The organism is Rhodococcus sp. 1R11 (genome assembly GCF_004563845.1).
Taxonomy (GTDB): domain Bacteria; phylum Actinomycetota; class Actinomycetes; order Mycobacteriales; family Mycobacteriaceae; genus Rhodococcoides.
This window is the reverse complement of record NZ_SPNG01000007.1, coordinates 289,748-315,993: the sequence shown is the minus strand read 5'-3', so window position 1 is coordinate 315,993 and position 26,246 is coordinate 289,748. Positions and strand designations below refer to the sequence as shown.

Genomic DNA, 26,246 nt, shown 5'->3' with positions numbered 1-26,246 from the left:
CTCGGCGAACGCGTCGGCAACGGCTGCTTCGAGATCGGTGCTCGGTGCCCGATACGGAGTCGTCGATACCGTCAGTTCCGGCACCGGAAGCGCGCGTCGATCCAGCTTGCCCACCGGAGTGAGCGGGATGTCGGCGAGTTCGATGATGGTCGACGGGACCATGTGGCGCGGAAGCACGGTCGCGACACTGTCGCGCAATGCCTCGACGTCCACCGATGCACCCTCGGCCGGCAGGACGTAGGACACGAGAACCGTATCTCCCGACGCCGCATTGTGACCGATGGTCGCCGCGAAGCCGACCTCGTCGTGATCGGTGAGCGCGGAGTCGATCTCGCCGAGCTCGATACGGAATCCGCGGACCTTGACCTGGAAGTCGCTGCGTCCCACGAACTCGAGCACACCGGTACTCCCCCAGCGCACGACGTCACCGGTTCTATACATCCGCTCACCGGCGGTACCGAACGGGTCTGCGACGAAGCGTTCGGACGTGAGCCCGAACCGTCGCAGATAACCGCGTGCCGTACCGGGGCCTGCGATGTACAGCTCGCCCGACACCCCGGCCGGGACAGGCCGCAGACGTGCGTCGAGCACGAGGAACCGGAATCCGGTACCCGGCCGGCCGACGTCCACCGTGCCGCCTGGCATCAACGGACCGCCGACACTCGCCTGAATGGTCGTCTCGGTCGGACCGTAGCCGTTGAACATCTTGCGGCCCGGTGCCCACTTCGCCACCAGCTCGGGAGTGCAGGCCTCGCCGCCGACGGCGAGGACGCGGACGGTGCCCAGACGGGTCTCGTCGATCGAGGACAACGCCGCCGGAGTCAGGAACGCGTGCGTGACATGTTCCGATTCGAGCAGGTCGGCCAGTTCGCTGCCACCGAACGTTCCCGGCGGCACGATCACCACGGTGGCACCGACGCCGAACGCCATCGTGAGCTCGTACACCGACGCGTCGAAACTCGGCGAGGCGATGTGCGACACCCTCGAATCCCGGGTGGGACGGAATCGGTCGATCACCTCGGCCTGCAGGTTGGCCAGGCCCCGGTGCCGCACTGCGACGCCCTTCGGGCGACCGGTCGAACCCGAGGTGTAGATCAGGTACGCCGGGTGGTCGAGGTGCAGAGTCGCGGTGCGCTCGGCATCGGCGACTGCGGCCACGGGATAGCGAGACAGCTCCGATGACGTCTCGGGATCGTCCAGAACGAGCCACGGCACGGTGTCGGGCAGCGACTGCCGACTGTCGACGTCGGTCAATCCCATTGCCGCACGCGAATCTTCGAGCATGTGCGCAATGCGGTCGGCCGGGTAGTTCGGGTCGACCGGCAAGAATGCCGCACCGGTCTTGGCGACCGCCCACACCGACAGAACCGACTCGATGGACCGAGGCAGTGCCAAGGCGACGAACGTTTCCGGTCCGACTCCGTAGTCGATGAGCATTCGCGCGATTCGGTTCGACCAACTGTCGAGGTCGGCGTAGGACAGGCTCACGCCCCGATACGTGACGGCGACCGCGTACGGGTCGAGCGCCACCGATGCGGCAAGCATTTCCGGCCACGTTCGCAGCGCGACGTCGGCCGGCCCGCGAGCCGGTGCCAGAGCCTGCTTCTCGTCGGCACCGAGGATGTCGATATCCCCCACCGCGGCGAGTCGATCGTTGCCGACGGCGTCGAGCACGCGAACCAGTCGAGCCGCGATCGCATCGACGGTGGCCGCATCGAACAGCGAGGTGGCGTAATCGAACGCTGCCTCGAATCCGGTCGGCCGCCCGTCGTCGTCGAAGGTCTCGGACACCAGGAGTTGCAGATCCTGCTTGGCCACGGGAACGTCGAAGTCGAAACCCTCCACGCGCAGATCCGGTAGCTCGAGTGACGCCTTCTCGTTGTTCTGGAACGACAACGCCACCTGCGACAGCGGTGCATACGCCGTCGATCGCGTGGGATTGAGCACCTCGACGATGCGCTCGAACGGCATCTCGGTGTGATCGAAGGCGTCGAGGTCGTGTGCTTTCACTTGCATGAGCAGATCCACGAACGAGGTGGAGTCGTCGATCCGGCTGCGCAACACCAAGGTGTTGACGAACATGCCGACGAGATCGTCCAGTGCCGCGTCGCCGCGCCCTGCCACCGGAGTGGTGATCGCGATGTCGTCGGTACCGCTCAGGCGCGCCAGCACAACCGCGAACGCGGCGTGCAACACCATGAACATACTGACGTTCTGCTCGCGGGTGATCTCGACGAGTGCCCGATGGATCTCGGCGTCGACGGTGAAGCGAACCCGGCCACCCCGGAAATCCTGCGTGGTGGGCCGCGGGCGATCGGTGGGCAACGGCAGCAGATCGGGTAGACCTGCGAGCGCTGTCGACCAGTACTCGAGCTGGGCCGCGGCCACGCTCGACTCGTCCTTCTCGTCACCGAGCAACGAACGCTGCCACAGCGTGTAGTCGGCGTACTGCACCGGCAGGGGCTCCCAGCCCGGCGCTCCTCCCGCGGTGCGCGCCGAGTACGCGAGCACCACGTCTCGTGCCAGCGGTGCCATCGAGGCTCCGTCGGCCGCGATGTGATGCACCACCATCGCCAGTACGAAGACGGGCTCGGCATCGGTATCGGCACCGACGACGTGGAACAGCTCGACGTGCACCGGAATCTCGGTGGTCACGTCGAATCCACGACCTGCCAGGTGCGCCACCCGGTCGGTCAGCACACCGGCATCGATCGATTTCGGCTCGACCACCGGAGCTACCTCGACGGCCGGATGTACGAGCTGGACCGGGAAGTCCGGTCCGTCCGGGAACGTCGTGCGCAGCGATTCGTGCCGCTCGAGGACGTCCACGACTGCCGCGGCGAGGGCCGCAGTATCGAGCTGCCCGGTCAACTTGACGACCAGTGGCACGTTGTACGCCGCCGAGGTGGTGTCGAACTGGTTGATGAACCACATGCGTTGCTGTGCAAGAGACAGCGGGATGTGATCAGGACGTTGTGCCGCAACGAGATTCGGACGCTGCGCCCGTGTGGGCGTAGCGCCGACCGCGCTCGCCAATCCGGCGACCGTCGGCATCTCGAAGATCGTGCGCACACCGATCGTGGTGCCGAGTTCGGCATTGACGCGAGCGATGACACGGGTGGCGCTGAGTGAGTCGCCACCGAGCTCGAAGAAGCTGTCGTCGGCACCGACCCGATCGACGTCGAGAATCTCGGCGAACACGGCGGCCACGGTGAGCTCTGCCGGCGTGCTCGGCTCGCGGTACGACGTCGCCGACCCGAACTCGGGCACCGGCAACGCGGACCGATCGAGTTTTCCGACCGGCGTGAGCGGAATGGCGTCGAGCACGACGATGGCTGCGGGAACCATGTGCGACGGCAACATGCCGGCCAGGTGGTCACGCAGGACACCGGTATCGAACGCGTCCGCCGCGCCCTCGGTGGTTCGTACGTACGACACCAGAACGGTCGCTCCCGACGGACCCGGAGTGCCGAAGGTCGCGGCGAAGTCCACGGACGGATGCGATGCGAGCGCCGCGTCGATCTCGCCGAGTTCGATGCGGAAGCCGCGAACCTTGACCTGCGAATCACTTCGACCGACATATTCGATGGTCAGGTTGTGCGACCACCGCACCACGTCTCCGGTGCGGTACATCCGCGCACCGGGTGCGCCGAACGGGTCGGCGACGAATCGCTCCGCCGTCAGGCCCGATCGATCGTGGTAACCGCGGGCGAGTCCGACACCCGCGAGATAGAGCTCACCTGCGACGCCGACAGGAACCGGCTGCAGCCGTGAATCGAGCACCACCTCGTACACGCCGCGAACAGGACCACCGATCGAGACGGTCTCACCTGCAGTCATCGGCGTGCTGATGTTGGACATGATCGTGGCCTCGGTCGGACCGTAGCCGTTGTACAGATTCCGGCCGGGGGCCCACTTCGCGACCAACTCGGCCGGTACGGCCTCGCCGCCGACGACGACGTCGGCGAACGTGTCGAGCCCTGCCGGGTCGACCGACGCCAGAGCCGACGGGGTGATGAAGCCGTGGGTGACCGACTCCGCCGCCAACAGTGCCGCGAGTTCGTTGCCGCCGTACACGGTGGGCGGCACGATGACCATCGTCGCACCGACGCCGAAGGCCAGTAGGTACTCGAGCACGGATGCATCGAAGCTCGGGGACGAGACGTGCAGTGTGCGTGAATCTTTCGTGATTCGGTATCGCTCGCGCTGCTCGGTTGCGAAATTGTCGAGACCGGAGTGCGTGACGACGACACCCTTGGGCACACCCGTCGAACCCGAGGTGTAGATGGTGTACGCCGCGCTCTCGAAGGCGATGCGTCCGTTCCGCTCGGTGGCGTCGATCGGCTCGTCGCTGAATGCGTTCGGGCCGTCCGTCGCCAGATCGTCGAGGACGATCCAGGGGACGGTCGACGGCAGGTCGTCGAGATGGGCGCGGGTTGTGACGCCGAACGTTGCTCCGGAGTCGGCCAACATGTGCTCGATGCGATCGGCCGGGTAGTTCGGATCCACCGGAACGAATGCCGCGCCGGATTTTGCGACGGCCCAGACCGTCAGCACCGATTCGATCGATCGTGCGATGCCGAGTGCCACGAAGGTCTCGGTGCGCACGCCGTGGCCCAGCAGAATTCGAGCGAGTCGGTTGGACCGACCGTCCAACTCCCGGTACGTCATTTCGCCGTCGGTGCTGCGGAGTGCGATGGCGTCCGGGTTCACCGCGGCAGCGTCGGAGAAGATCTCCGGAAGCAGCCGGGCCGAGCGTCCATCGGGTCCGAACACCGGTGCCAGCGAGGCGAACTCGGCGTCGCCGAGCAGTCTGAGCCGTCCCAGTGGCTGCTGTTCGTCCTCGAGCACGGCGTCGAGGACACGCTCGACGCGATCGACGATGGCGTGCACGGCATCGACGTCGAACAGTTCCGGCAGGTACTTCGCCTTCAGGTTCAGGCGCTCGTCGACCGACGAGACCAGAGTCAGCGGGTAGTGCGCTGCGTCGGTTCCGAGAATGTCGGTGACCTGCATACCGGCGAAATCGGTTGCCGCAGAAGCACCGGCCCGGTCGACGGGGTACGACTCGAACACCGTCAAGGTGTCGAAAGCCACGCCTGCACCCGCTGCGCGTTGGATATCGGTCAGGCCGAGGTAGTGGTGATCCAACAGCGATGCCTGCTCGGCCTGAACCCGATCGACCAGTGCACCCAGCGTTTCGCTCCGGTCGAGCGTGACCCGGACGGGCAGGGTGTTGATGAACAGCCCGATCATGCCCTCGATACCCGGAACCTCCGGCGGACGACCCGACACCGTCGCACCGAACACGACGTCCTCGCGTCCGGTGAGGGTGGCCAGCACGACGCCCCATGCGGTCTGGACGAGGGTATTGAGGGTAGATCCACGGCGAGCAGCGAAGTCACGCAGTGCCGCGGTGGTCTCGACGGACAACGACCGCTCGGTCTCCTGCGAGACTGTGGACAGTTGCCGGCCACGATCGTCGGTGACCAACAGCGTGGGTTCTTCCACGCCGGCCATCGCACTTACCCATTGCGCAGTGGAGATCGCCACGTCGCGTTGGCGCATCCACGCCAGGTAATCCCGGTAGGCAGGAATGCGCGGCAGCATCGAGTCGTCGGACTCGGTGACGTAGAGCGTGATGAGTTCCTTGACGACCAGTGGCGTCGACCACCCGTCCAACAGGATGTGGTGGTTGGTCAACAGCAGACGCCAGTGATCGTCGGCCAGGGTGATGAGCGTGAAGCGCAGCAGCGGCGCCCGGTTCATCTCGAAGCGCACCGCACGGTCTGCCTCGAGAACTGCTTCGAGGGCCACCTCGACATCGGGCTCGCCCCGAAGATCGATCTCGGACCACGGAACCGTGACCGAGCTCTGCACGATCTGCAGTGACTCGCCATTGCTGTTGTGTACGAACGCTGCTCGCAGGTTGGGATGGCGAGAGACCAGTTTGTCGACGGCAGTATGCATCCGCGCTGCATCGACGGTTCCCCGGAGCTCGAGGCCCAGCTGAACCATGTACGCGTCGACACCCGAACCGGCACTGCCGATTTCGCCGGCCAGGCGAGCGTGGAACAGCAAGCCGGCCTGCAGTGGCGACAACGACCACACGTCGTCGAGATTCGGGAACTGCTCTTCCAGAGCATCGATGGATGTCTGATCGATATCGACCAGCTCGAGATCCGACGGCGTGAAACCGCCCGCACCGTCGGCCGAGGCGTGCTCGGTGATCGAGGTGAGGGCCTGCGTCCACAGTTCGATCAACCTGCCGACCTCGTCGGCGTCGAGAACGCCCGCGGGGAAGGCGAACGTCGCGTCGAGCTGCGGGCCGTCGGGGGTCGAGGTGGTGACAGCGTTGATGTCAAGCGCCGCAGGCACCGGCATGTCCGGATTCTGCGCGTCGCCGAGCTCTGCGTCGGCCACCGGGATCCAACCCACGTCGTCCATGCCTTCGGTGGATCCGGTGGAGAACCGGCCGAGGTAGTTGAAGCTGACCTGTGGGGCGGCGAAGCCGGACAGAGCCTCGGCTGCAGCGGAATCGAGGTACCGCAGCATGCCGTAGCCGATGCCGTGATCGGGGATCTCGAGCAGCTGTTCCTTGATGGTCTTGACCAGGGCACCGGCCGACGCACCGCCCGCCAGAGCGTCGGCGACGTCGAGCGACCCGAGATCGAGACGTACGGGGAAGATGGTGGTGAACCAGCCGACGGTCCGACCGAGATCGGCACCGGGTACCACCGCGTCCTCGCGGCCGTGGCCCTCGAGAGTCACGAGAGCGTCCCGCACCGCGTCGCCGCGTTCGCGACGCCACGCCGTCAGGGCCAGAGCCAAACCGGCCAGCAGGCCGTCGTTGACGCTGCCGCGGAACACCTCCGGGACGGTGGTCAACAGGCGCTCGGTGACCTCGACGGGCAGGGACGTGCGGACACGCTGCACGGTGGCGTCGACGTCGATTCTCTTGTCGAGCGGGCGAGAACCGATAGTCGGGTCGGCTCCGTCGAGGATCCGACGCCACAGTCCGAGCTCGTCGGTTCGGACGGCCGTGACCTCGGTGAGTCCGGTGGACCACCGACGCATCGACGTACCGATCGGAGCCAATCCAGGCTCCTGGCCGGCGACGATCCGACTCCATGCCGTCGCGAGGTCGGGAACCAGAATGCGCCAGGACACGCCGTCGATCACGAGGTGGTGCGCGACCACGAGCAGTCGACCCGAGCCACTGGGGCTCTGGAACCACACCATCTGCACCATGACGCCGTCGGCCGGAACCAGGCGATCGGCAGCGGCGTCGAGCTCGGCCGCGGCGACGACGGAGAATTCGGGGCCGTCGACGGATTCGACCGAGACCGCGTGAAGGACGCTCGCAGCCGAGACTGTTCCGACCGGAGACACTTCCTCGTGCCACTCCCCGTCCGCGTCCTGGTAGAGGCGCGCACGCAGCATGTCGTGACGATCGAGCACCGCTGCCACCGTGCGTTCGAGCGTCTCGCGCTCGATGCCGACCGGAAGCTGGAGCAGCGCTGTTTGGGTGTAACGGCCGAATTCGGTGCTGCGGTCCAACATCCACCGCACGACCGGGGTGAGCGGCATCGGGCCGACTCCCCCACCGTCGAGTTCCTCGAGCACCACGGCGTCGCCGCCGAGAACAGCAACCTCGGCGAGAGCGGCCACGGTCTTGCGCTCGAAGATGTCGCGGGGAGCCAGCACCAGCCCGGCCGCCTTGGCGCGCGAGACCAACTGGATCGACATGATGCTGTCGCCGCCGAGTGCGAAGAACGAATCGTCGACGCCGACGCTGTCGAGCCCGAGAACGTCCGCGAAGAGACCGGCCAGGATCGATTCGACTTCGGTTGCAGGCAAACGGCTTTCGGTGACGTTTGCCGAGAAGTCCGGTGCCGGGAGTGCGCGGCGATCGAGTTTGCCGTTGGCGGTCAGCGGCAGCTCGTCCAGGACGATCAACGCTGCGGGCACCATGTACGAGGTCAACGAGTTGCCCACGAAGTCGAGAACGGCCGCATGGTCGAGTGCGCGACCGGCCTCGGCCACGACGTAGCCGATCAGACGGTCACCGAAACCGTCGTCGCGGACAGCGACCACGGAAGCCGCTACCCCGTCGAATGCCAGTAGCGCGCTTTCGATTTCGCCCAATTCGATACGGAAGCCGTGCAACTGGACCTGCATGTCGCTTCGACCCAGATATTCGAGAGCCCCATCGCGGTTCCACCTGGCGGTGTCACCGGTGCGGTACATACGCGCACCCGCATCGCCGGAAGGGTCGGCAACGAAACGCGTTGCGGACAGCCCTGCTCGGCCGAGGTAGCCGCGAGAGAGCTGTGCCCCGGAGACGTACATTTCCCCCACGACGCCGGGCGGAACAGGATTGAGACGGGTGTCGAGCACTGCGACACGCAGAGCCGGGATCGCCTGGCCGATGACGCTGGCCGAAGCGGACGCCGCGAACTGCTCGGTCAGAGCCAGGTGGCTCACGTGGACCGTCGTCTCGGTGATGCCGTACATGTTGACCAGGGTCGGCGAGGTCTCCTCGTGCCGTGCGTACCAGCGACCGAGCTGCCCGAGATCGAGTGCTTCTCCGCCGAAGATGACGTACCGCAGCGACAGTGCGTCCGATCCGTCGGCGGATCCACCGGCCGCGGTTGCCACACGATCGGCTTCGGCGAACTGGTAGAACGCCGTCGGTGTCTGGTTGAGAACCGTGACCTTCTCACGAATCAGCAACTCGCGGAACAGTTCCGGCGAGCGTGCGGTGTAGTAGTCGACGACCACGAGAGTGCCGCCGTGCAGCAGTGGTCCCCACAGTTCCCACACCGAGAAGTCGAACGCGTAGGAGTGGAACATGGTCCACACGTCGCGGTCGTCGAAGTGGAACAGATCCGTGGTGTTCGCGAACAGCGTCGCCACATTACGGTGCGCGATCTGCACACCCTTGGGACGTCCGGTACTACCCGAGGTGTAGATGACGTAGGCGATCGAATCGGCATCGGTGGTGCCGATGCGGTCGGCGTCGGTCAGCGGGGCTCCGGACACGCTTGCCAGCTCGGCGACCGCTTCGGGTGCATCGAGCAGCAGCATCTCGACATCGGAAGCAGGCACCGATGCACTGTCGGCGACGGTGGAGATCACACAGACCGGTGACGCGTCGTCGAGCATGAAGGCGAGCCGGTCGGCCGGATAGCCGACGTCGATCGGGAGGTAGCCGCCGCCGGATTTGACGACCGCCAGCAGAGCAACGATCAGCTCCTCGGTGCGCGGCATTGCAACCGCCACCAGTGACTCCGACGTCACACCCCGAGCCACGAGGATTCGTGCAAGTCGGTTCGAGCGGTCGTCCAGCTCGGCGTAGGTCAGCGAGCGATCGCCGAACACGACTGCCTGTGCTTCGGGGAACTGCGCCGCGGCAGCGGCGAAGCGGTCGGCCAGTGTCGCATCGGTCGCCGTGTGTCCGTCGTGGTTCCATTGCCGGGCCATGGCGTCGAATTCACCCGGCAACAGGATGTCGATGTCGCCGACAGCGCGATCGGGATCGGTGGTCACGCCGGCGAGGACGGCGCCGAATCGAGTCGAGAACTCGTCCACGGAGGTCTCGTCGAACAGGTCGACCGCATAGGTGATCGCAGCGGTCATACCTGCCGGAGCGCCGGAGTCGTCGAACCGTTCCGCGACGGTCAGCTGGAGGTCGAACTTCGCGACGTGGGCGTCGATGTCGACGGCCTCGACCGTGAGTTCGGGTAGCTCCAGTGCCGCCGAGGTGTTGTTCTGGAATTCGAGCAGTACCTGGAACAACGGCGAGTGATCGGTGGAACGGGCCGGATCGAGGACGTCGACGAGACGCTCGAACGGCACGTCGGTGTTGTCGAACGCCGCCAGGTCCGCCGTACGGGTCCGGCGGAGCAGCTCGGTGAACGAGAGATTTGGCGCTACCTCGGTGCGCAGAACCAGCGTCCCGACGAACATGCCGACCAACTCGTCGAGCGCCGCGTCGCCACGCCCGGCGATGGGCGTGCCGACTGCGATGTCCTCGGTCCCGCTGAGGCGAGCCATGAGGATCGACCATGCTGCATGCATGGCCATGAACACGGTCGCGTCGTTCGCACGGACGAGGTCCACCAGACCGGCGTGGACGTCTGGCTCGATCTCGAACCGAACACTGTTGCCGCGCATCGACTGCCGTGCCGGGCGAGGGTGGTCGAGGGGAAGCGGCAGCAGCTCGGGTAGATCCGCGAGAGTGGACTTCCAGAACTCGAGCTGCTGTGCTGCCACCGAGCTCGGGTCGGATTCGTCGCCGAGGACCGAGCGTTGCCACATCGCGAAATCGGCGTACTGAACGTCGAGCGGTGCCCACATCGGAGCTACTCCCGACACGCGAGATCCGTACGCCACCATGACGTCTCGGGCCAGCGGTGCCATGGACGCGCCGTCGGCGGCAATGTGATGCACGATGATCGACAGCACGAAATCCTCGGGTGCCGTCCGGTACAGAACGGCCCGGAAGGGCAGGTCCTTCGACACGTCGAATCCGCGGGCGGCAGCGGACGAGATCGCGGTGACGATCTCGGTGGCATCGACGTCGACGACGTGCAGATCGGTCGTCGCCGCGTCGGTGCCGAGGATGTGCTGCTCGGGGCGATCGCCGTGCGAAGGGAACACGGTGCGCAGCGACTCGTGCCGCGCCAACACGTCACCGATCGCAGCGTTCATTGCCTCGATGTCGAGACGGCCGGTCAATCGAACCGCGAGCGGGATGTTGTAGGCGGCCGAGTCGACGTCGAACTGGTTGATGAACCACATTCTCTGCTGAGCCATCGACAACGGAATCGAGCTCGGGCGAGGCTTCGCAGTGAGCGCCGGTCGGCGCGCGGAACCGGCCGGGTTGCTGTGCACTCGCACCGCCAACGACTCGACCGTGGGTGCCTCGAACAACGCGCGAACGCTGACAGCGGTGTCGAGGGCTGCGTTCACCCGGGCAGTGAGACGGGTGGCGCTCAGCGAGTCTCCGCCGAGATCGAAGAAGCTCGAGTCGATGCCGACGCTGTCGACGCCGAGAACCTCGCCGAAGATGTCGGCGATGATCCGCTCGGTCTCGTTGCGTGGAGCGCGCGAGTCGCTGCCGAGGTGCAGATCCGGGGCGGGCAGCGCCTGTCGATCGAGCTTGCCCGCAGGCGTGAGCGGGATCGACTCCAGAGCGACGAATGCCGTCGGAATCATGTGTGTCGGAAGTGAACTCGACGCCCGAGTGCGCAGCGTCGGCACATCGATTTCGTGGCCTGGCCGTGGGAGAACGTAGGCGACCAGGATCGTGTTTCCGGAAGGTCCGTCGACACCGATCGTCGTAGCGAATTCGACTGTCGGATCATCGGTCAGCACCGCGTCGATCTCGCCGAGCTCGATACGGAAACCGCGCACCTTGACCTGGAAGTCGCTGCGTCCGACGTACTCGAGGGTGCCCGACTCGGTCCACCGCACGACGTCGCCGGTTCGGTACATCCGCTCGCCGGGCTCGCCGAACGGGTTCGCGACGAAACGCTCGGCGGTCAGACCGAATCGCGAATGGTAGCCACGCGCCAGGGCGGGGCCGGCGAGATAGAGCTCTCCTGCGACACCGACCGGTACCGGATGCAGACGCGAATCCAGCACTACTTCACCGAAACCAATTGTGGGCGAACCGATGTCGATCGGCGAGCCCACGTGCAGCTGGTCGCTGACGGAGGAGAAGATGGTGGCCTCCGTGGGGCCGTACGCATTGAACATGCGCCGGCCCGGTGCCCACCGTGCGACGAGCTCGGGCGGACACACGTCGCCGCCGGTTGCAACGACACTCAGTTCGGTCAGACCGTCGGGGTCCACCGATGCGAGGGCCGCAGGAGTCACGAACGCATGCGTGACGTGCTGCTGTTCCAAGAGCTCGCCGAGCTCCACGCCGCCGTAGACGGAGGTGGGTGCGATCACCATCGTGGCGGCACCCGAGATCACCATGGCCAGCTCGAGAATGGATGCATCGAAGCTCGGTGACGCGAACGCGAGAACCCGAGCGTTCGGAGTCACCTCGAAGCGAGACCGTTCCTCCTCGACCAGGTTGGCCAGGCCGTGATGAGTGACGGTGACGCCCTTGGGAACTCCGGTGGAACCGGAGGTGTAGATCAAGTACGCGACCTGATCGATGTGTACCGGTCGAGTGCGGTCGGAGTCGAGAACCGGCGCGGTCGAGCGGTTCGCGAGATCGCGGCGAGTGTCGTCGTGGTCGAGGACGGACCACGTCGCCGAGCCCAGACCCTCGACGGCACCGACGTGCTCGGTCGACGTGACGCCGATGGACGCGCCGGAGTCGACCAGCATGTGCTCGATTCGATCACGGGGGTAACTCGGATCGATCGGCAGGAAGGCCGCACCGGTCTTGGCCACGGCCCAAATTGCGAGAATCGATTCGATGGAGCGCGGCAACGCAAGTGCCACAACGGTTTCTGAACCTGCTCCGCGGGCGATCAACGCACGCGCAAGCGCGGACGACCGAGTGTCCAATTCGGTGTAGGTCAATGTCCGACCTGCGCTCCACACCGCCGTACCACCGGGGTTGCGGGCAGCAGCATCGGTGAGGATGTCCGGCAGGAGGCGCTCGGTCGTGGAAGCGGGACCACGTACCGGGGACAGCCTGTTCGATTCGTCCGAGGACAGCAGCGACAGCGATGCGACCCGTCGGTCGGTGTCGGTCGCGACCGCCTCGAGAACACGCACGATTCGGTCGACGGTTGCGACGACGACACTGTGCTCGAACAGCTCGGGCAGGTACTTGGCTTCGATGTGCAATCGGTCGTCGACCATCGCGACCAGGGTCAGCGGATACTGCGCGGTGTCGCTGCCGTCGTGCACGTCGTGTACGTGCATGCCGGCGAGATCGGTCTCGGCCGACAGACCCGCACGATCCATCGGATACGACTCGAACACGGTGAGCGTGTCGAACGCGACCGCGGGACCCACGGCACGCTGGATATCGGTCAGGCCCAGGTAGTGGTGATCGAGCAGCGCAGCCTGTTCGGCCTGCACCCGATCGAGGTACTGGCCGAGTGTCTCGGCCGGATCGAGCACGATGCGCACCGGCAGCGTGTTGATGAACAGACCGACCATCGACTCGATGTCCGAGACCTCCGGCGGACGTCCCGAGACGGTGGCACCGAACACGACGTCCGTGCGACCGGTCAACGTGCCCAGCACCATCGCCCATGAGGCCTGCACCATCGAGTTCATCGTGATGCCGCGTGCCCGCGCGAGACTGCGCAGTCGTTCGGTCTGCTCGGTGTCCAGGGAAACCAACGCGCGGCCGGCCAAGGTCGACTCCTGGCGACGGCTCTCGACCGGCGTCAGCAGGGTGGGTTCGGCGAGACCCGCGAGGGCTTCCGTCCATGCCGCACGAGCTGCCGAGTGATCACGCCGCGACAACCACGACAGGTAGTCGCGGTACGCAGGTACGCGCGGAAGAACGGCGTCGTCGCCGTCCACGACGTAGAGCGTGAGCAGGTCCTTCAGGAGCAGCGGCGTCGACCATCCGTCGAGCAGGATGTGGTGGTTGGTCATCACCAGACGCCACTCGCCCGGGGCCAGCGTCACGAGCATGAAGCGCAACAACGGCGCCTGTGCCATGTTGAATCGCGTTGCGCGGTCGTCGTGTTCGATTCGCTCGAGCTCGGCTGCGCGATCGTCGACGCTCAGCGACGACAGATCGACCGAGGTCCACGGCACATCGACGTCGTGATGCACGATCTGGATGGATTCGCCGTCGTTGTTGTGGACGAACGCCGTGCGAAGGTTCGCGTGGCGTCGCAGTAGAGCCTGGGCAGCGCGGCGGAAGCGAGCCTCGTCGACCTCCCCGCGGAGGTCGAGAACCAGCTGCACTATGTAGGCATCGACGGACTGATCCGACAGTTCGGCATGGAAGAGCAAACCGGCTTGCAGAGGCGTCATCGACCAGATGTCGTCGAGAGTCGGGTACACCCGCTCGAGATCGTCGATGGACTTCTGGTCGAGGCTCACCAGATCGAGATCGGACGGGGTGAAACCGCCGGTCCCCGGTCGCTGAGCGAGCTGTGTCAGTACGGTGAGAGCCTGCTTCCACAACTCGGCGAGTTCGATGACCTCGTCGGCGTCGAGCACGCCGGTCGGGAATGCGAAGGTCGCCTCCAACCGAGGTCCGGTCGGTGTCGCCGTGGTGACCGCGTTGATGTCGAGTGCAGCGGCGACCGGCAGGTCCTCGTCCTGGGAATCGCCGACGCCGGAGTCGTCGACCGGGAGCCAGCCGTGTCCGCGGAGCTCGTCCGGAACGTCGGTGCTGTATCGACCGAGGTAGTTGAAACTGACCTGGGGTGCCGGGAAGTCACGCAGCGTCGCACCGGCCTCCTCGTCCAGGTAGCGGAGCATGCCGTACCCGATACCGTGATCGGCAACGGCGAGCAGCTGCTCTTTCACGGACTTGACCAGCGCTGCTGCCGCGTCCCCGCCGGCGAGAGCGTCGTCGAGGTCGATCCCGTCGAGGGTCAGTCGAAGTGGGTAGATGGTGGTGAACCAACCGATGGTGCGGCTGAGATCGGCCCCCGGAACCACATGGTCCTCACGGCCGTGGCCCTCGAGGGAGATGAGTGCGTCGGACACGACGACACCGCGGTTGCGTCGCCACACAGCGGTCGCCAGAGCCAGAGCGGCCAGCAGACCGTCGTTGACGCTGCCGTGGAACGCCTCCGGCAGAGCCGTCAACAGGCCCTCGGTGACATCGGTCGTCAGGGTCACCTCGACCTTGTCCACCGTTCGGTAGACGTCGATCTCGCGGTCGAGTGCGCGCGAACCGATCAGCGGATCGGGCTCGGCGAGCGCATCGCGCCACACTGCGAGCTCGGCCGAACGTGTTGCAGTGACCTCACGCAGGCCGTGCGCCCAACGACGCATCGAGGTACCGACCGGGGCCAGTTCCGGTGTGCTGCCGCCGATGATCTGAGCCCACGCCGACGCGAGGTCGGGCACGAGAATTCGCCACGAGACGCCGTCGATCACGAGGTGGTGCGCGACGACGAGCAGTCGGCTGCCTTCGGAGCCGGCGTCGAACCAGACCATCTGAATCATGACACCGGCATCGGGTGCCAGACGATCCACTGCTGCAGCGGCTTCCGACCTGGCCTGATCCGAGAACTCCGGTCCCCGAACACTGTTCGACTCCACCCGGCGGACGACGGACTGCGCCGTCACGGAACCGATCGGGAGTACCTCCATCGACGGCTCTCCGGCACGGTGCAGAACTGCACGGAGCATGTCGTGGTGATCGAGCACGGTTTGAACGGTTGCTTCGAGAACGTCGAGCTCGATATCGGACGGCAGAGTCAGCACGGCAGTCTGTGTGTGCTTGTCGAGTACCGACGTGCGGTCGAGCATCCAGTGCACGATCGGGGTGAGCGGGACGACTCCGACGCCACCGCCGGGCAGCTCGTCGAGCACGAGCGGAACGGTCCCGTCGCCGGCGGCGACGACCTCGGCCAGTGCCGCAACGGTCTTGTGCTCGAACACATCTCGCGGCGACAGAGCCAGCCCGGCCGCTTTCGCTCGGGAGACGAGCTGAATCGACATGATGCTGTCTCCGCCGAGCGCGAAGAAGGAATCGTCGACTCCGACGCGATCGAGGCGGAGCACCTCGGCGAACAAACCGGCAAGCGTCTTCTCGACGGCATTGTCGGCGTCGCGTCCCGAGGTGACCTGAGCGGACCAGTCGGGTTCGGGGAGGGCTTTGCGGTCGAGTTTGCCGGCCGGAGTCAACGGGATCGACTCCAACATCACGAACGCCGAGGGAACCATGTGTGCAGGCAGCACCGACGCCGCATGATCACGCAGCACACCGGCATCGAACGACGCACCGGCCACCGGCAACACATACGACACCAACACCGTCGACCCCGCCGCGGACTCACGCCCGACAGTGACCACGAAATCGACACCCGACACCGCCGCCAACACCGAATCGATCTCACCCAACTCGATGCGGAAACCGCGCACCTTCACCTGAAAATCGCTGCGCCCCACATACTCCAACGCACCCGAGGCATTCCACCGCACCACATCACCGGTGCGATACATCCGCGAACCCGCACCACCGAACGGATTGGCCACGAACCGCTCCGCCGACAACCCCGACCGCGCGTGATACCCACGAGCCAACGCCGGACCCGCCAGATACAACTCACCCACCACACCGACGGGCACCGGATTCAACCGCGCATCCAACACCACCTCCGCGAAACCGATCGTCGGCGAACCGATATCGACCGACTCCCCCACCACCAACGCCGACGAAATCGACGAGAAAATCGTCGCCTCCGTCGGACCGTACGCATTGAACATCCGCCGACCCGGCGCCCACCGCGCCACCAACTCCGGCGCGCACACATCACCACCGGTGACCACGACCTCCACCGAATCCAACCCCACCGGATCCACCGACGCCAACGCCGCCGGAGTCACGAACGCATGCGTGACCCGCTCCTCGGCGAGCAACGACGCCAACTCCACCCCACCGAACACCATCGCCGGCGCAATCACCATCGTCGCCCCACCCGAGAACGCCAACACGAACTCGAGAATCGAGGCATCGAAACTCGGCGACGCGAACGCCAACACCCGAGACGACGGCCCCACACCGAACCGAACCCGCTCCTCGGCAGCCAAGTTCCCCACACCACGATGAGTGACCACCACACCCTTGGGCACACCAGTGGACCCCGAGGTATAGATCAGATACGCCGCATCATCGAGACGCAACACACCCGAACGCTCCGCATCCAACACCGGAGCAGGCGAAGCGAACGCCAGATCCGCAACCACATCGGCATCGTCGAGCACCACCCACGACACCCCACCCACACCGGACACCGCATCCAGATGCGCACCCAACGTCACACCCACCACAGCACCGGAATCGACCAACATGTGCTCGATCCGATCCACCGGATAATTCGGATCCACCGGCAAGAACGCACCACCGGCCTTCGCCACCGCCCACACCGCCACCACGGACTCCACCGACCGCGACAACGCCAACGCCACGAACGACCCCGGACCCACACCACACGACATCAACACCCGCGCCAAACGCGACGACGCCGCATCCAACTCCCCATACGAGAGCACCCGCGAACCCGACACCACCGCAACACCACCGACACCAGCAACACCGACCGCACCAGCCAACAACTCCGGCAACACCACACCCGCAACCGAACGCGGACCACGAACCGGAGCCAAAGCGGTGTACTCGTCGGTCGAGAGGATGTCGATGTCGCCGACGCGAACGGACGGCGTGGCCGTCACAGCGTCGAGGATCCGCACCAGACGATCGGACATGACGCGCACGGTGTCGGCATCGAACAGTTCTGTGGCGTAACGGAAGCTGGCTTCGATGCCGACCGGGTTCCCGGAAGCGTCGAACTCCTCGGAAACTGTGAGCTGCAGGTCGAAGTTGGAGATGTCGTTGGGCAGCTCGATGCCCTCGATCGACAGCCCCGGCAAGGTCACCGTCGGTCGATCGGTGTGCTGGAACTCGAGCATCACCTGGAACAACGGGGCGTGAGCGGTGGACCTGGCGGGGTCGACGGCGTCGACGACCCGTTCGAACGGCACGTCCGCGTGGGTGAAGGCCGCCAGGTCGACGGTGCGCACATCCGCCAACAGATCCTCGAACGGAGTGGACCCGGGCACCTGGGTACGGAGAACGAGCGTGTTGACGAACATGCCGACGAGCTCGTCGAGTGCGGCATCGCCTCGACCGGAGATCGGTGTGCCGACCGAAATGTCCTCGGTGCCGGACAGCCGTGACAGCAGCACGGCCAGTGCGGCGTGCACGATCATGAACGAACTCGAATTGTGCTGGGCAGCAACGGCGACGAGCCGAGCATGCACAGCAGGATCGATCGCGAACGAGACGGTGTCGCCGCGCAAGGACGCCACTGCCGGACGCGGGCGATCGGTAGGCAGCGGCAGCACTTCCGGGCTACCCGCCAACGCGTCGACCCAGTACGTCACCTGCTTCGCCATCAGGGAGTCGGGATCGGATTCCTCGCCGAGGAAACGGCGCTGCCACAGCGCGTAGTCGGCGTACTGGACCGGCAACGGTTCCTGGCTCGGCGCATGACCTGCAGCTCGGGCGCTGTAGGCCACCATCAGGTCGCGGGCGAGCGGCGCGCTGGAGAAGCCGTCGGAGGAGATGTGATGGACCACCATGACGAGTACGTGTTCGTTCTCGTCCTGACGGATCAGGCGTACGCGCAACGGAACATCGGCCACGACGTCGAAGCCGGCACCGGCGACGGCGCCGATGAGCTCGGCGACCTGCCGGTCGCCGTCAGCGGGAACCGGAGTCAGATCCGGCACGGCCGATGCCACGTCGAGGACGGACTGCACGGGGCCGTCGTCGGTGAGCGGGAACATCGTTCGAAGAGACTCGTGGCGTGTGAGCACGTCCGTTATGGCAGAGCGCATCGCGTCGACGTCGAGGATGCCGCTCAGGCGCATCGCGAATGCGACGTTGTAGGCAGCCGACTCGGTGTCGTACTGATTGATGAACCACATCCGCTGCTGTGCCAGAGACAGCGGCACCACCGCGGGCCGTTCCTGTGGCACCAACCGAGGCGTCGGTGCGGAGTCCTGTGTGCTGACGTCGATGCCCGCGGACAGCGATCGAACAGTCGGCGAATCGAACAGATCTCTGATGCCGATGTCGGTTCCGAGGGCGGCATTGACGCGTGCGACGAGGCGCATCGCGATCAGCGAGTTGCCGCCGATCTCGAAGAAGCTCGAGGTCGCGCTGACCTGTGCGACGCCCAACAGATCCGCGAAGACGCCCGCGACGATCTCTTCGACCGGATTCTCCGGTCCGACGAATTCGGACGCAGCAACGGTGAATTCGGGGGCCGGCAGCGCCTTTCGGTCGAGCTTGCCGCTGGCATTGAGAGGAAGTGAGTCGAGTACGACCACATGCGAGGGCACCATGTACCCCGGCAGCCGACGTCCGGCTTCGGCGATCACCTCGGCCGAGTCGACCGCATGACCGGACGCGGAGACCACGTAGGCCACCAACGTCTCGCCGGTGTTCGGATCCTTGTGCACCAGAGCGATTGCCTGGGCGACGGACTCCGAGCGCAGCAACACCGCTTCGATCTCGGGAAGCTCGATACGCAGACCACGCAGCTTCACCTGGAAGTCGGTACGGCCGATGTACTCGAGTTCGCCGTCGGCGCGCCAACGAACCAGGTCGCCGGTGCGGTAGAGACGCTCGCCCGGCTCTCCGAAGGGATCGGCGACGAAGCGATCGGCGGTGAGATCGCCGCGCCCGACATAGCCGCGAGCGAGCTGAACTCCGGCCAGGTACAGCTCGCCGGGAGCACCGATCGGCGCCGGTCGAAGCGACGCGTCGAGCACGTACAGACGGGTGTTCCAGACTGGTGACCCGATGGGAATCGACACGCCGTCGTCGCCGGTGACGTGGTAGTAGCTGACGTCCACGGCCGCCTCGGTAGGACCGTAGAGGTTGTGCAGGTCGGCCTGTGAGAACTGAGCGAACTGCGCCGCGGTGGCGGGCGGAAGTGCCTCACCACTGCAGAAGACGAGCCGGAGTGACACGCAGTCCGCGGCCCGAGCTCCGGCTGCGAACACCGCGAGCATCGACGGCACGAAGTGCGCCGTGGTGATGTGTTCGGCCGCGATGATCTTCGACAGGTACACCGGGTCGCGATGGCCGTCGGGCTCCGCCACGACGAGCTTGGCACCGACCTGTAGCGGCCAGAAGAACTCCCACACCGATACGTCGAACGTGGCCGGAGTCTTCTGCAACACCGTGTCTGCGGGCTCGAGGTGGTACTCGTCCTGCATCCACAGCAGTCGATTCACGATGGCCGAGTGCGTGACGGCGACGCCCTTGGGTCGGCCGGTGGAGCCGGAGGTGTAGATCACGTAGGCCGTGTTGGCTCCGTGCAGGCTTCCGAGGCGGTCCTGGTCGGTGATCGAGGAGCGGTCGCGATCGGAGACGTCGAGAAGATCCACTGCGAGAACAGGAGTGGCGACCGCGATGTCGATCCAATCGCGGCTCGTGGTGAGAATGCACACCGGCTGAGCGCTCGACAGCACGTAGGACGATCGCTCGACCGGGTGATCGGGGTCGATCGGTACATAGGCACCGCCGGCCTTGACGATCGCGTACATACCCACGAGCAGATCGATCGAACGTCGGATCGCGAGCCCGACGTGGGACTCGGGCCCTACGCCCAGTGAAATGAGATGCCGCGCAAGCTGATTGGCGCGCTCGTCCAGCTCCAGGTAGGTGATGTGCTCGTCCTCGAAGACGAGGGCGGTCGAGTACGGACCACGCAGCACCTGACGGTCGAACAGACTGCTCAGAGTCATCTCGACGGTCCCGGTGTGGAGCTGTCGGTGGACCGGATCCTCGATGAGACGTGCGGTGTCGTTCCACTCGAACAGTACGAGTTCTCGTTCGGCCGGGGACAGAATGTCGATGTCGCCGTTACGAACGTCCGTCGAGCTGCCGATGGTCGCGACGATCCTCAGGAACCGGTCGACGAAACGGTCGATGGTCTCGGGATCGAACAGATCCGTTGCGTACGTGAACGACGCCGACAGGGCTCCGGACTCGTCGACCGGTTCCTGGTCGACCCGAAGCTGCAGATCGAATTTCGCAGTGTCGGTACCGATCTCCTCGAATTCGACGACGAGTTCGGGTAGCTCGAGCACAGCGGTGGCGTTGTTCTGGAACTCGAGGAGCACCTGGAACAGGGGTGAATGATCGGTGGACCTGGCGGGATCGAGTACGTCCACGAGCCGCTCGAACGGAATGTCGGTGTTGTCGAAGGCCGCGAGGTCGGAGCTACGAGCGCCGGCGAGCAGTTCGGCGAAGCTGGCCTGTGGCTCGACCTGCGTGCGGAGAACGAGGGTTCCGACGAACATTCCGACGAGATCGTCGAGTGCTGCGTCCCCTCGGCCGGCGATCGGGGTGCCGATGGCGATGTCCTGGGTGCCGCTCAGGCGCGCGAGGAGCACGGCCAGAGCGGAGTGCACCACCATGAACAGGGTCGACTCGTGTTCGGCAGCAACAGAAGACAGGCGAGCTGCGACATCGGCCGGGATGGTGAACGGGGTGACGCTTCCGCGCATCGACTGACGGGTGGGCCGCGGTCGATCGAGCGGCATCGGTAGTACGTCGGGCAGATCGGTCAGCGCAGACTTCCAGAATTCGATCTGGCGTGCCGCCACCGACGTGGGGTCGTTCTCGTCGCCGAGTACCGCGTGCTGCCACAGCGCGAAGTCCGCGTACTGCACCGGCAGTGGCGTCCACGTGGGCTGCGAACCCGCGGATCGAGCACTGTAGGCGACCATGACATCGCGGGCGAGCGGTGCCATCGAAGCACCGTCGGCCGCGATGTGATGGACCACGATCGAGAGCACGAAGCTCTCCGCGCCGGTGCGGTACAGGACCGCCCGGAAAGGCAGATCGACGGTGACGTCGAATCCCGTTGTGGCAGAAGTGCGTACGAGTGCGTCGACGTCCTCGGCCTCCACATCGACGACACGTAGCGGAAGGTTCGATCCGGTGACGCTCTCGGGCGGCAGTATCACCTGGTTCGGCAGGTCGCCCACTGTGGGGAACACCGTGCGCAGCGACTCGTGTCGAGTCAGCACGTCGCCGACGGCATCGGACATCGCATCGACGTCCAGCCGGCCCGTCAGGCGAACGAGAAGAGGAATGTTGTACGCAGGCGAGGATGCATCGAACTGATTGATGAACCACATGCGTTGTTGCGCCAGCGACAGCGGAACGGAGTCCGGCCGATCGGCGGGAACCAGTGCTGGGCGACGGTGCAGCGATGCGCCCGTCGACTCCGCACGGTCGGCGAGGGTGCGAACCGTCGAGGCCTCGAAAAGATCGAGAACTCGCAGATCCGTGCCCAGAGCTGCGTTGACGCGTGCAATCAAACGTGTTGCGACAAGGGAGTTTCCGCCGAGATCGAAGAAGCTGTCGGTGACGCCGACGCGATCGAGCTCCAGTACGTCGCAGAACACGGCAGCCACAGCCGCCTCGTACTCGGTTTCCGGCGACTCCGTTGCGCTCTGGGAACCGAGTTCGGGTTCGGGGAGGGCTTTGCGGTCGAGTTTGCCGGCCGGAGTCAACGGGATCGACTCCAACATCACGAACGCCGAGGGAACCATGTGTGCAGGCAGCACCGACGCCGCATGATCACGCAGCACACCGGCATCGAACGACGCACCGGCCACCGGCAACACATACGACACCAACACCGTCGACCCCGCCGCGGACTCACGCCCGACAGTGACCACGAAATCGACACCCGACACCGCCGCCAACACCGAATCGATCTCACCCAACTCGATGCGGAAACCGCGCACCTTCACCTGAAAATCGCTGCGCCCCACATACTCCAACGCACCCGAGGCATTCCACCGCACCACATCACCGGTGCGATACATCCGCGAACCCGCACCACCGAACGGATTGGCCACGAACCGCTCCGCCGACAACCCCGACCGCGCGTGATACCCACGAGCCAACGCCGGACCCGCCAGATACAACTCACCCACCACACCGACGGGCACCGGATTCAACCGCGCATCCAACACCACCTCCGCGAAACCGATCGTCGGCGAACCGATATCGACCGACTCCCCCACCACCAACGCCGACGAAATCGACGAGAAAATCGTCGCCTCCGTCGGACCGTACGCATTGAACATCCGCCGACCCGGCGCCCACCGCGCCACCAACTCCGGCGCGCACACATCACCACCGGTGACCACGACCTCCACCGAATCCAACCCCACCGGATCCACCGACGCCAACGCCGCCGGAGTCACGAACGCATGCGTGACCCGCTCCTCGGCGAGCAACGACGCCAACTCCACCCCACCGAACACCATCGCCGGCGCAATCACCATCGTCGCCCCACCCGAGAACGCCAACACGAACTCGAGAATCGAGGCATCGAAACTCGGCGACGCGAACGCCAACACCCGAGACGACGGCCCCACACCGAACCGAACCCGCTCCTCGGCAGCCAAGTTCCCCACACCACGATGAGTGACCACCACACCCTTGGGCACACCAGTGGACCCCGAGGTATAGATCAGATACGCCGCATCATCGAGACGCAACACACCCGAACGCTCCGCATCCAACACCGGAGCAGGCGAAGCGAACGCCAGATCCGCAACCACATCGGCATCGTCGAGCACCACCCACGACACCCCACCCACACCGGACACCGCATCCAGATGCGCACCCAACGTCACACCCACCACAGCACCGGAATCGACCAACATGTGCTCGATCCGATCCACCGGATAATTCGGATCCACCGGCAAGAACGCACCACCGGCCTTCGCCACCGCCCACACCGCCACCACGGACTCCACCGACCGCGACAACGCCAACGCCACGAACGACCCCGGACCCACACCACACGACATCAACACCCGCGCCAAACGCGACGACGCCGCATCCAACTCCCCATACGAGAGCACCCGCGAACCCGACACCACCGCAACACCACCGACACCAGCAACACCGACCGCACCAGCCAACAACTCCGGCAACACCACACCCGCCACCGAACGCGGACCACGAACCGGAGCCAGACGCGCACGTTCGGCGGTGGAGAGCAACTCCACGTCACCGACGGCACGCTGTGGGTCACTCGTCAGTGCGTCGACGATGCGCACCAGACGACGACCGATCTGAGCGACACTGCCGGCATCGAACAGTTCTGTGGCGTAATCGATTACGACATGCGGAGATTCGGACTCGTGAACGGTGACGACGAGATCGAAATCTATTCCGTCGCGCGGAAGCGGAGACTCCCCGAAGCGGAGCGCGACCTGGGCGAGGGGGTTGTGCGAGCCGGTTTCGGCCGAGCCGAGTGCTCGGGCTATCTCGGCGAAGGTGGCATCGGCGTGGGCGGACGCATCGACGAACTCTGCCGCGGTGGCACCGACGAAGTCCGCGAACGGCTGGCGGCCGTCGGGGCGGGTGCGCAGCACAACCGTCTCGCCGCGGCCGGAGGGTACTGCGATCGAGACGTCGTCGGTGGAAGCTAGACGTGAAAGGAGAACGGCCACAGCGGATTCGAGCACGACGAACGGGGTGGTCGAGCTGTCGTCGGCGAGTCGGCTCACCGCATCCCACGCTGCAGACCCGAGGGCAACCTCGTGGGACGCTCGAACATGTCCGATGCGAGAAGGCCGGAGACGGTCGGTCGGTAACGCCAGCACGTCCGGTGCATCGGCCAGTCGATCGACCCAATGGGCCACGTGCGCCGCAGCGCGGCGGCGGCGACGACCTTCGAGGGCGCTGTCGGGATGCACCTGCAGGACGGGCACGTCCGGGCCGGACGCGATGAATTCGGTGACCATGTCGACGAAACTGGAGTGATGCGCCGTCAGGTCGTTGTCGTCGTAGCGGTTGGGGTTTGCCCGGAAATCGACGAAAGTTCTTGCGGGAGTGCCACTCTGATAGACGTTGACCAGGAGGTCCTCGACCGGGCCGGACGTGACGATGTTGAATTCGCCGACGATCGAGCCGAGCTGAATCTGCTGATGGAACAGCATCATGTTGACCATCGGGCCGGCGAGTTGTTTGTCGCTTCCCGTGGCTGCCAACTCGCGCCGGATGTCTTCGATGCTGAACCTCTGGTGCCGCAACGCACCCATCAGCTCGAGTTGTACCTGCTGTACGAGTTCACCGACGGTGGCCTTCTCGGAGACGCGCATCGGAATGGGTGCGACGTTGACCAACATTCCGCCGGATCGACGGAGGAGGGCCGTGGTGCGCGCGGACACAGGGATGTTGACCAGGACGTCTTCTCGCCCGGTCATGCGCGAGAGGTAACAGCCGAATGCAGCGATGAACACCGCGGCGGCCGTCCCGCCCTTCGTCGAGTCCGACGCTTCGAGTTCGGTGACGACGTCAGCGGGCAGTGCGACACTGCGGAGCTTGCTGGCCGCGATGGTACGACCTGGTGTGTTGGACAGGGTGGCACCGTCGTGGATGCCCGCGGCCCGCGATGTCCAGTACTCCTTGTCCGTCTCGAAACGAGTGGACGTCCGGTACTCCTGATCGAGGTCGTACAGTCGCCGAAGTTCGGCTGCCTTGTTCGGCTCGGGTACGACCTGCTCGACCGCAGCGGTGTAGAGCGCGGCGGTGCGCTGGACCAGCGTCATGGCACCGTAGCCGTCGAGGGCGACGTGGTGGATCTTGCTGTACCAAAGGTTGCGCTCGTCCTCGACCTGAAGGATCCAGCTGTCGACGAGCGGATCGTTCTCCATGTCGACCGGCTTGACGTAGTTCTCGTCTATCCACGCCAGCGCCGACGCCATCGGATCGTCTTCGCCGCGAAGATCCAGGTAGTGCACCGACTGATCTATGCCGTGGTCGACCGTCTGAACCGGCTCCCCGTCGACCTGGGCCAGGCGTAGGTAGGCCGACTGGAACTCGTGCCCGGCGCGGGCCGACGCCTCCTGGAGCACCGCTATGTCGAGTGGTCCGCGCAGATCGACGTATTGGGCGATACAGACAGCGACGTCAGGCGCGAGTTGTTGCGCAAACCACATTCCGCGCTGCGCTGAGGACAGCGGGAAGGCATTGTCGAACCCTGTTCCGGTCGGCGGGACCTGAGAGCCGCCGGTGGTCACTGCGCGCATTCACTTGCCTTTCGGCGGGACGGCGACACCGGCAAAAGCCGACGTCGAACCCGTGGAATCGGAGCCTTCGGCCTGATGAGAGATCTCCGGCCGCGGCGGCGTCTGCGCGCGATTGAGCAATTCTGGCGTCCGTTCTGGTCTGCGTTCGTATCGGTCCACACACACTCGATGGCGGTTGTGGGGCTGTTTGGATTCGTCGCCTGGAGCTTGTCGGATTGAAACAGGGAAGACCCCCGTTTTCACCGGGCGGGCTGCATCGCGGGAACCCCACGCGAACTAGAGCCGATCGACGGTGTCCATGAACTCAGGAACACGGTTCCCCCTCCCTGTCAGGCGCTCGATCCGGACGCGGCATCGATGCCGATTGTTCGCTCCCCTGACATCGTGACCGAGGCGGCGTTCGGGGGGACGACGGCGGCCGCATCCTGGACCTCCAACACCTCCAGCGGCTTACAAAGATACAACATCGGCGAAGTTCTTTTGTG

Annotated in this window: 2 protein-coding genes; both read right to left on the bottom strand. The window is 65.5% G+C overall.

Features of this window, described 5'->3' with window-relative positions:
- Nucleotides 1–25,761 (bottom strand): non-ribosomal peptide synthase/polyketide synthase (locus E4P29_RS15080; RefSeq protein ID WP_135045860.1); only part of this gene is annotated, 25,761 nt, incomplete at its 3' end.
- Nucleotides 25,762–25,920 (bottom strand): hypothetical protein, encoded by a 159-nt coding sequence (locus tag E4P29_RS25945; RefSeq protein WP_167735486.1) that lies wholly within the window; start codon nucleotides 25,918–25,920, stop codon nucleotides 25,762–25,764.
- Between the last annotated feature and the right edge of the window lie 326 nt (nucleotides 25,921–26,246).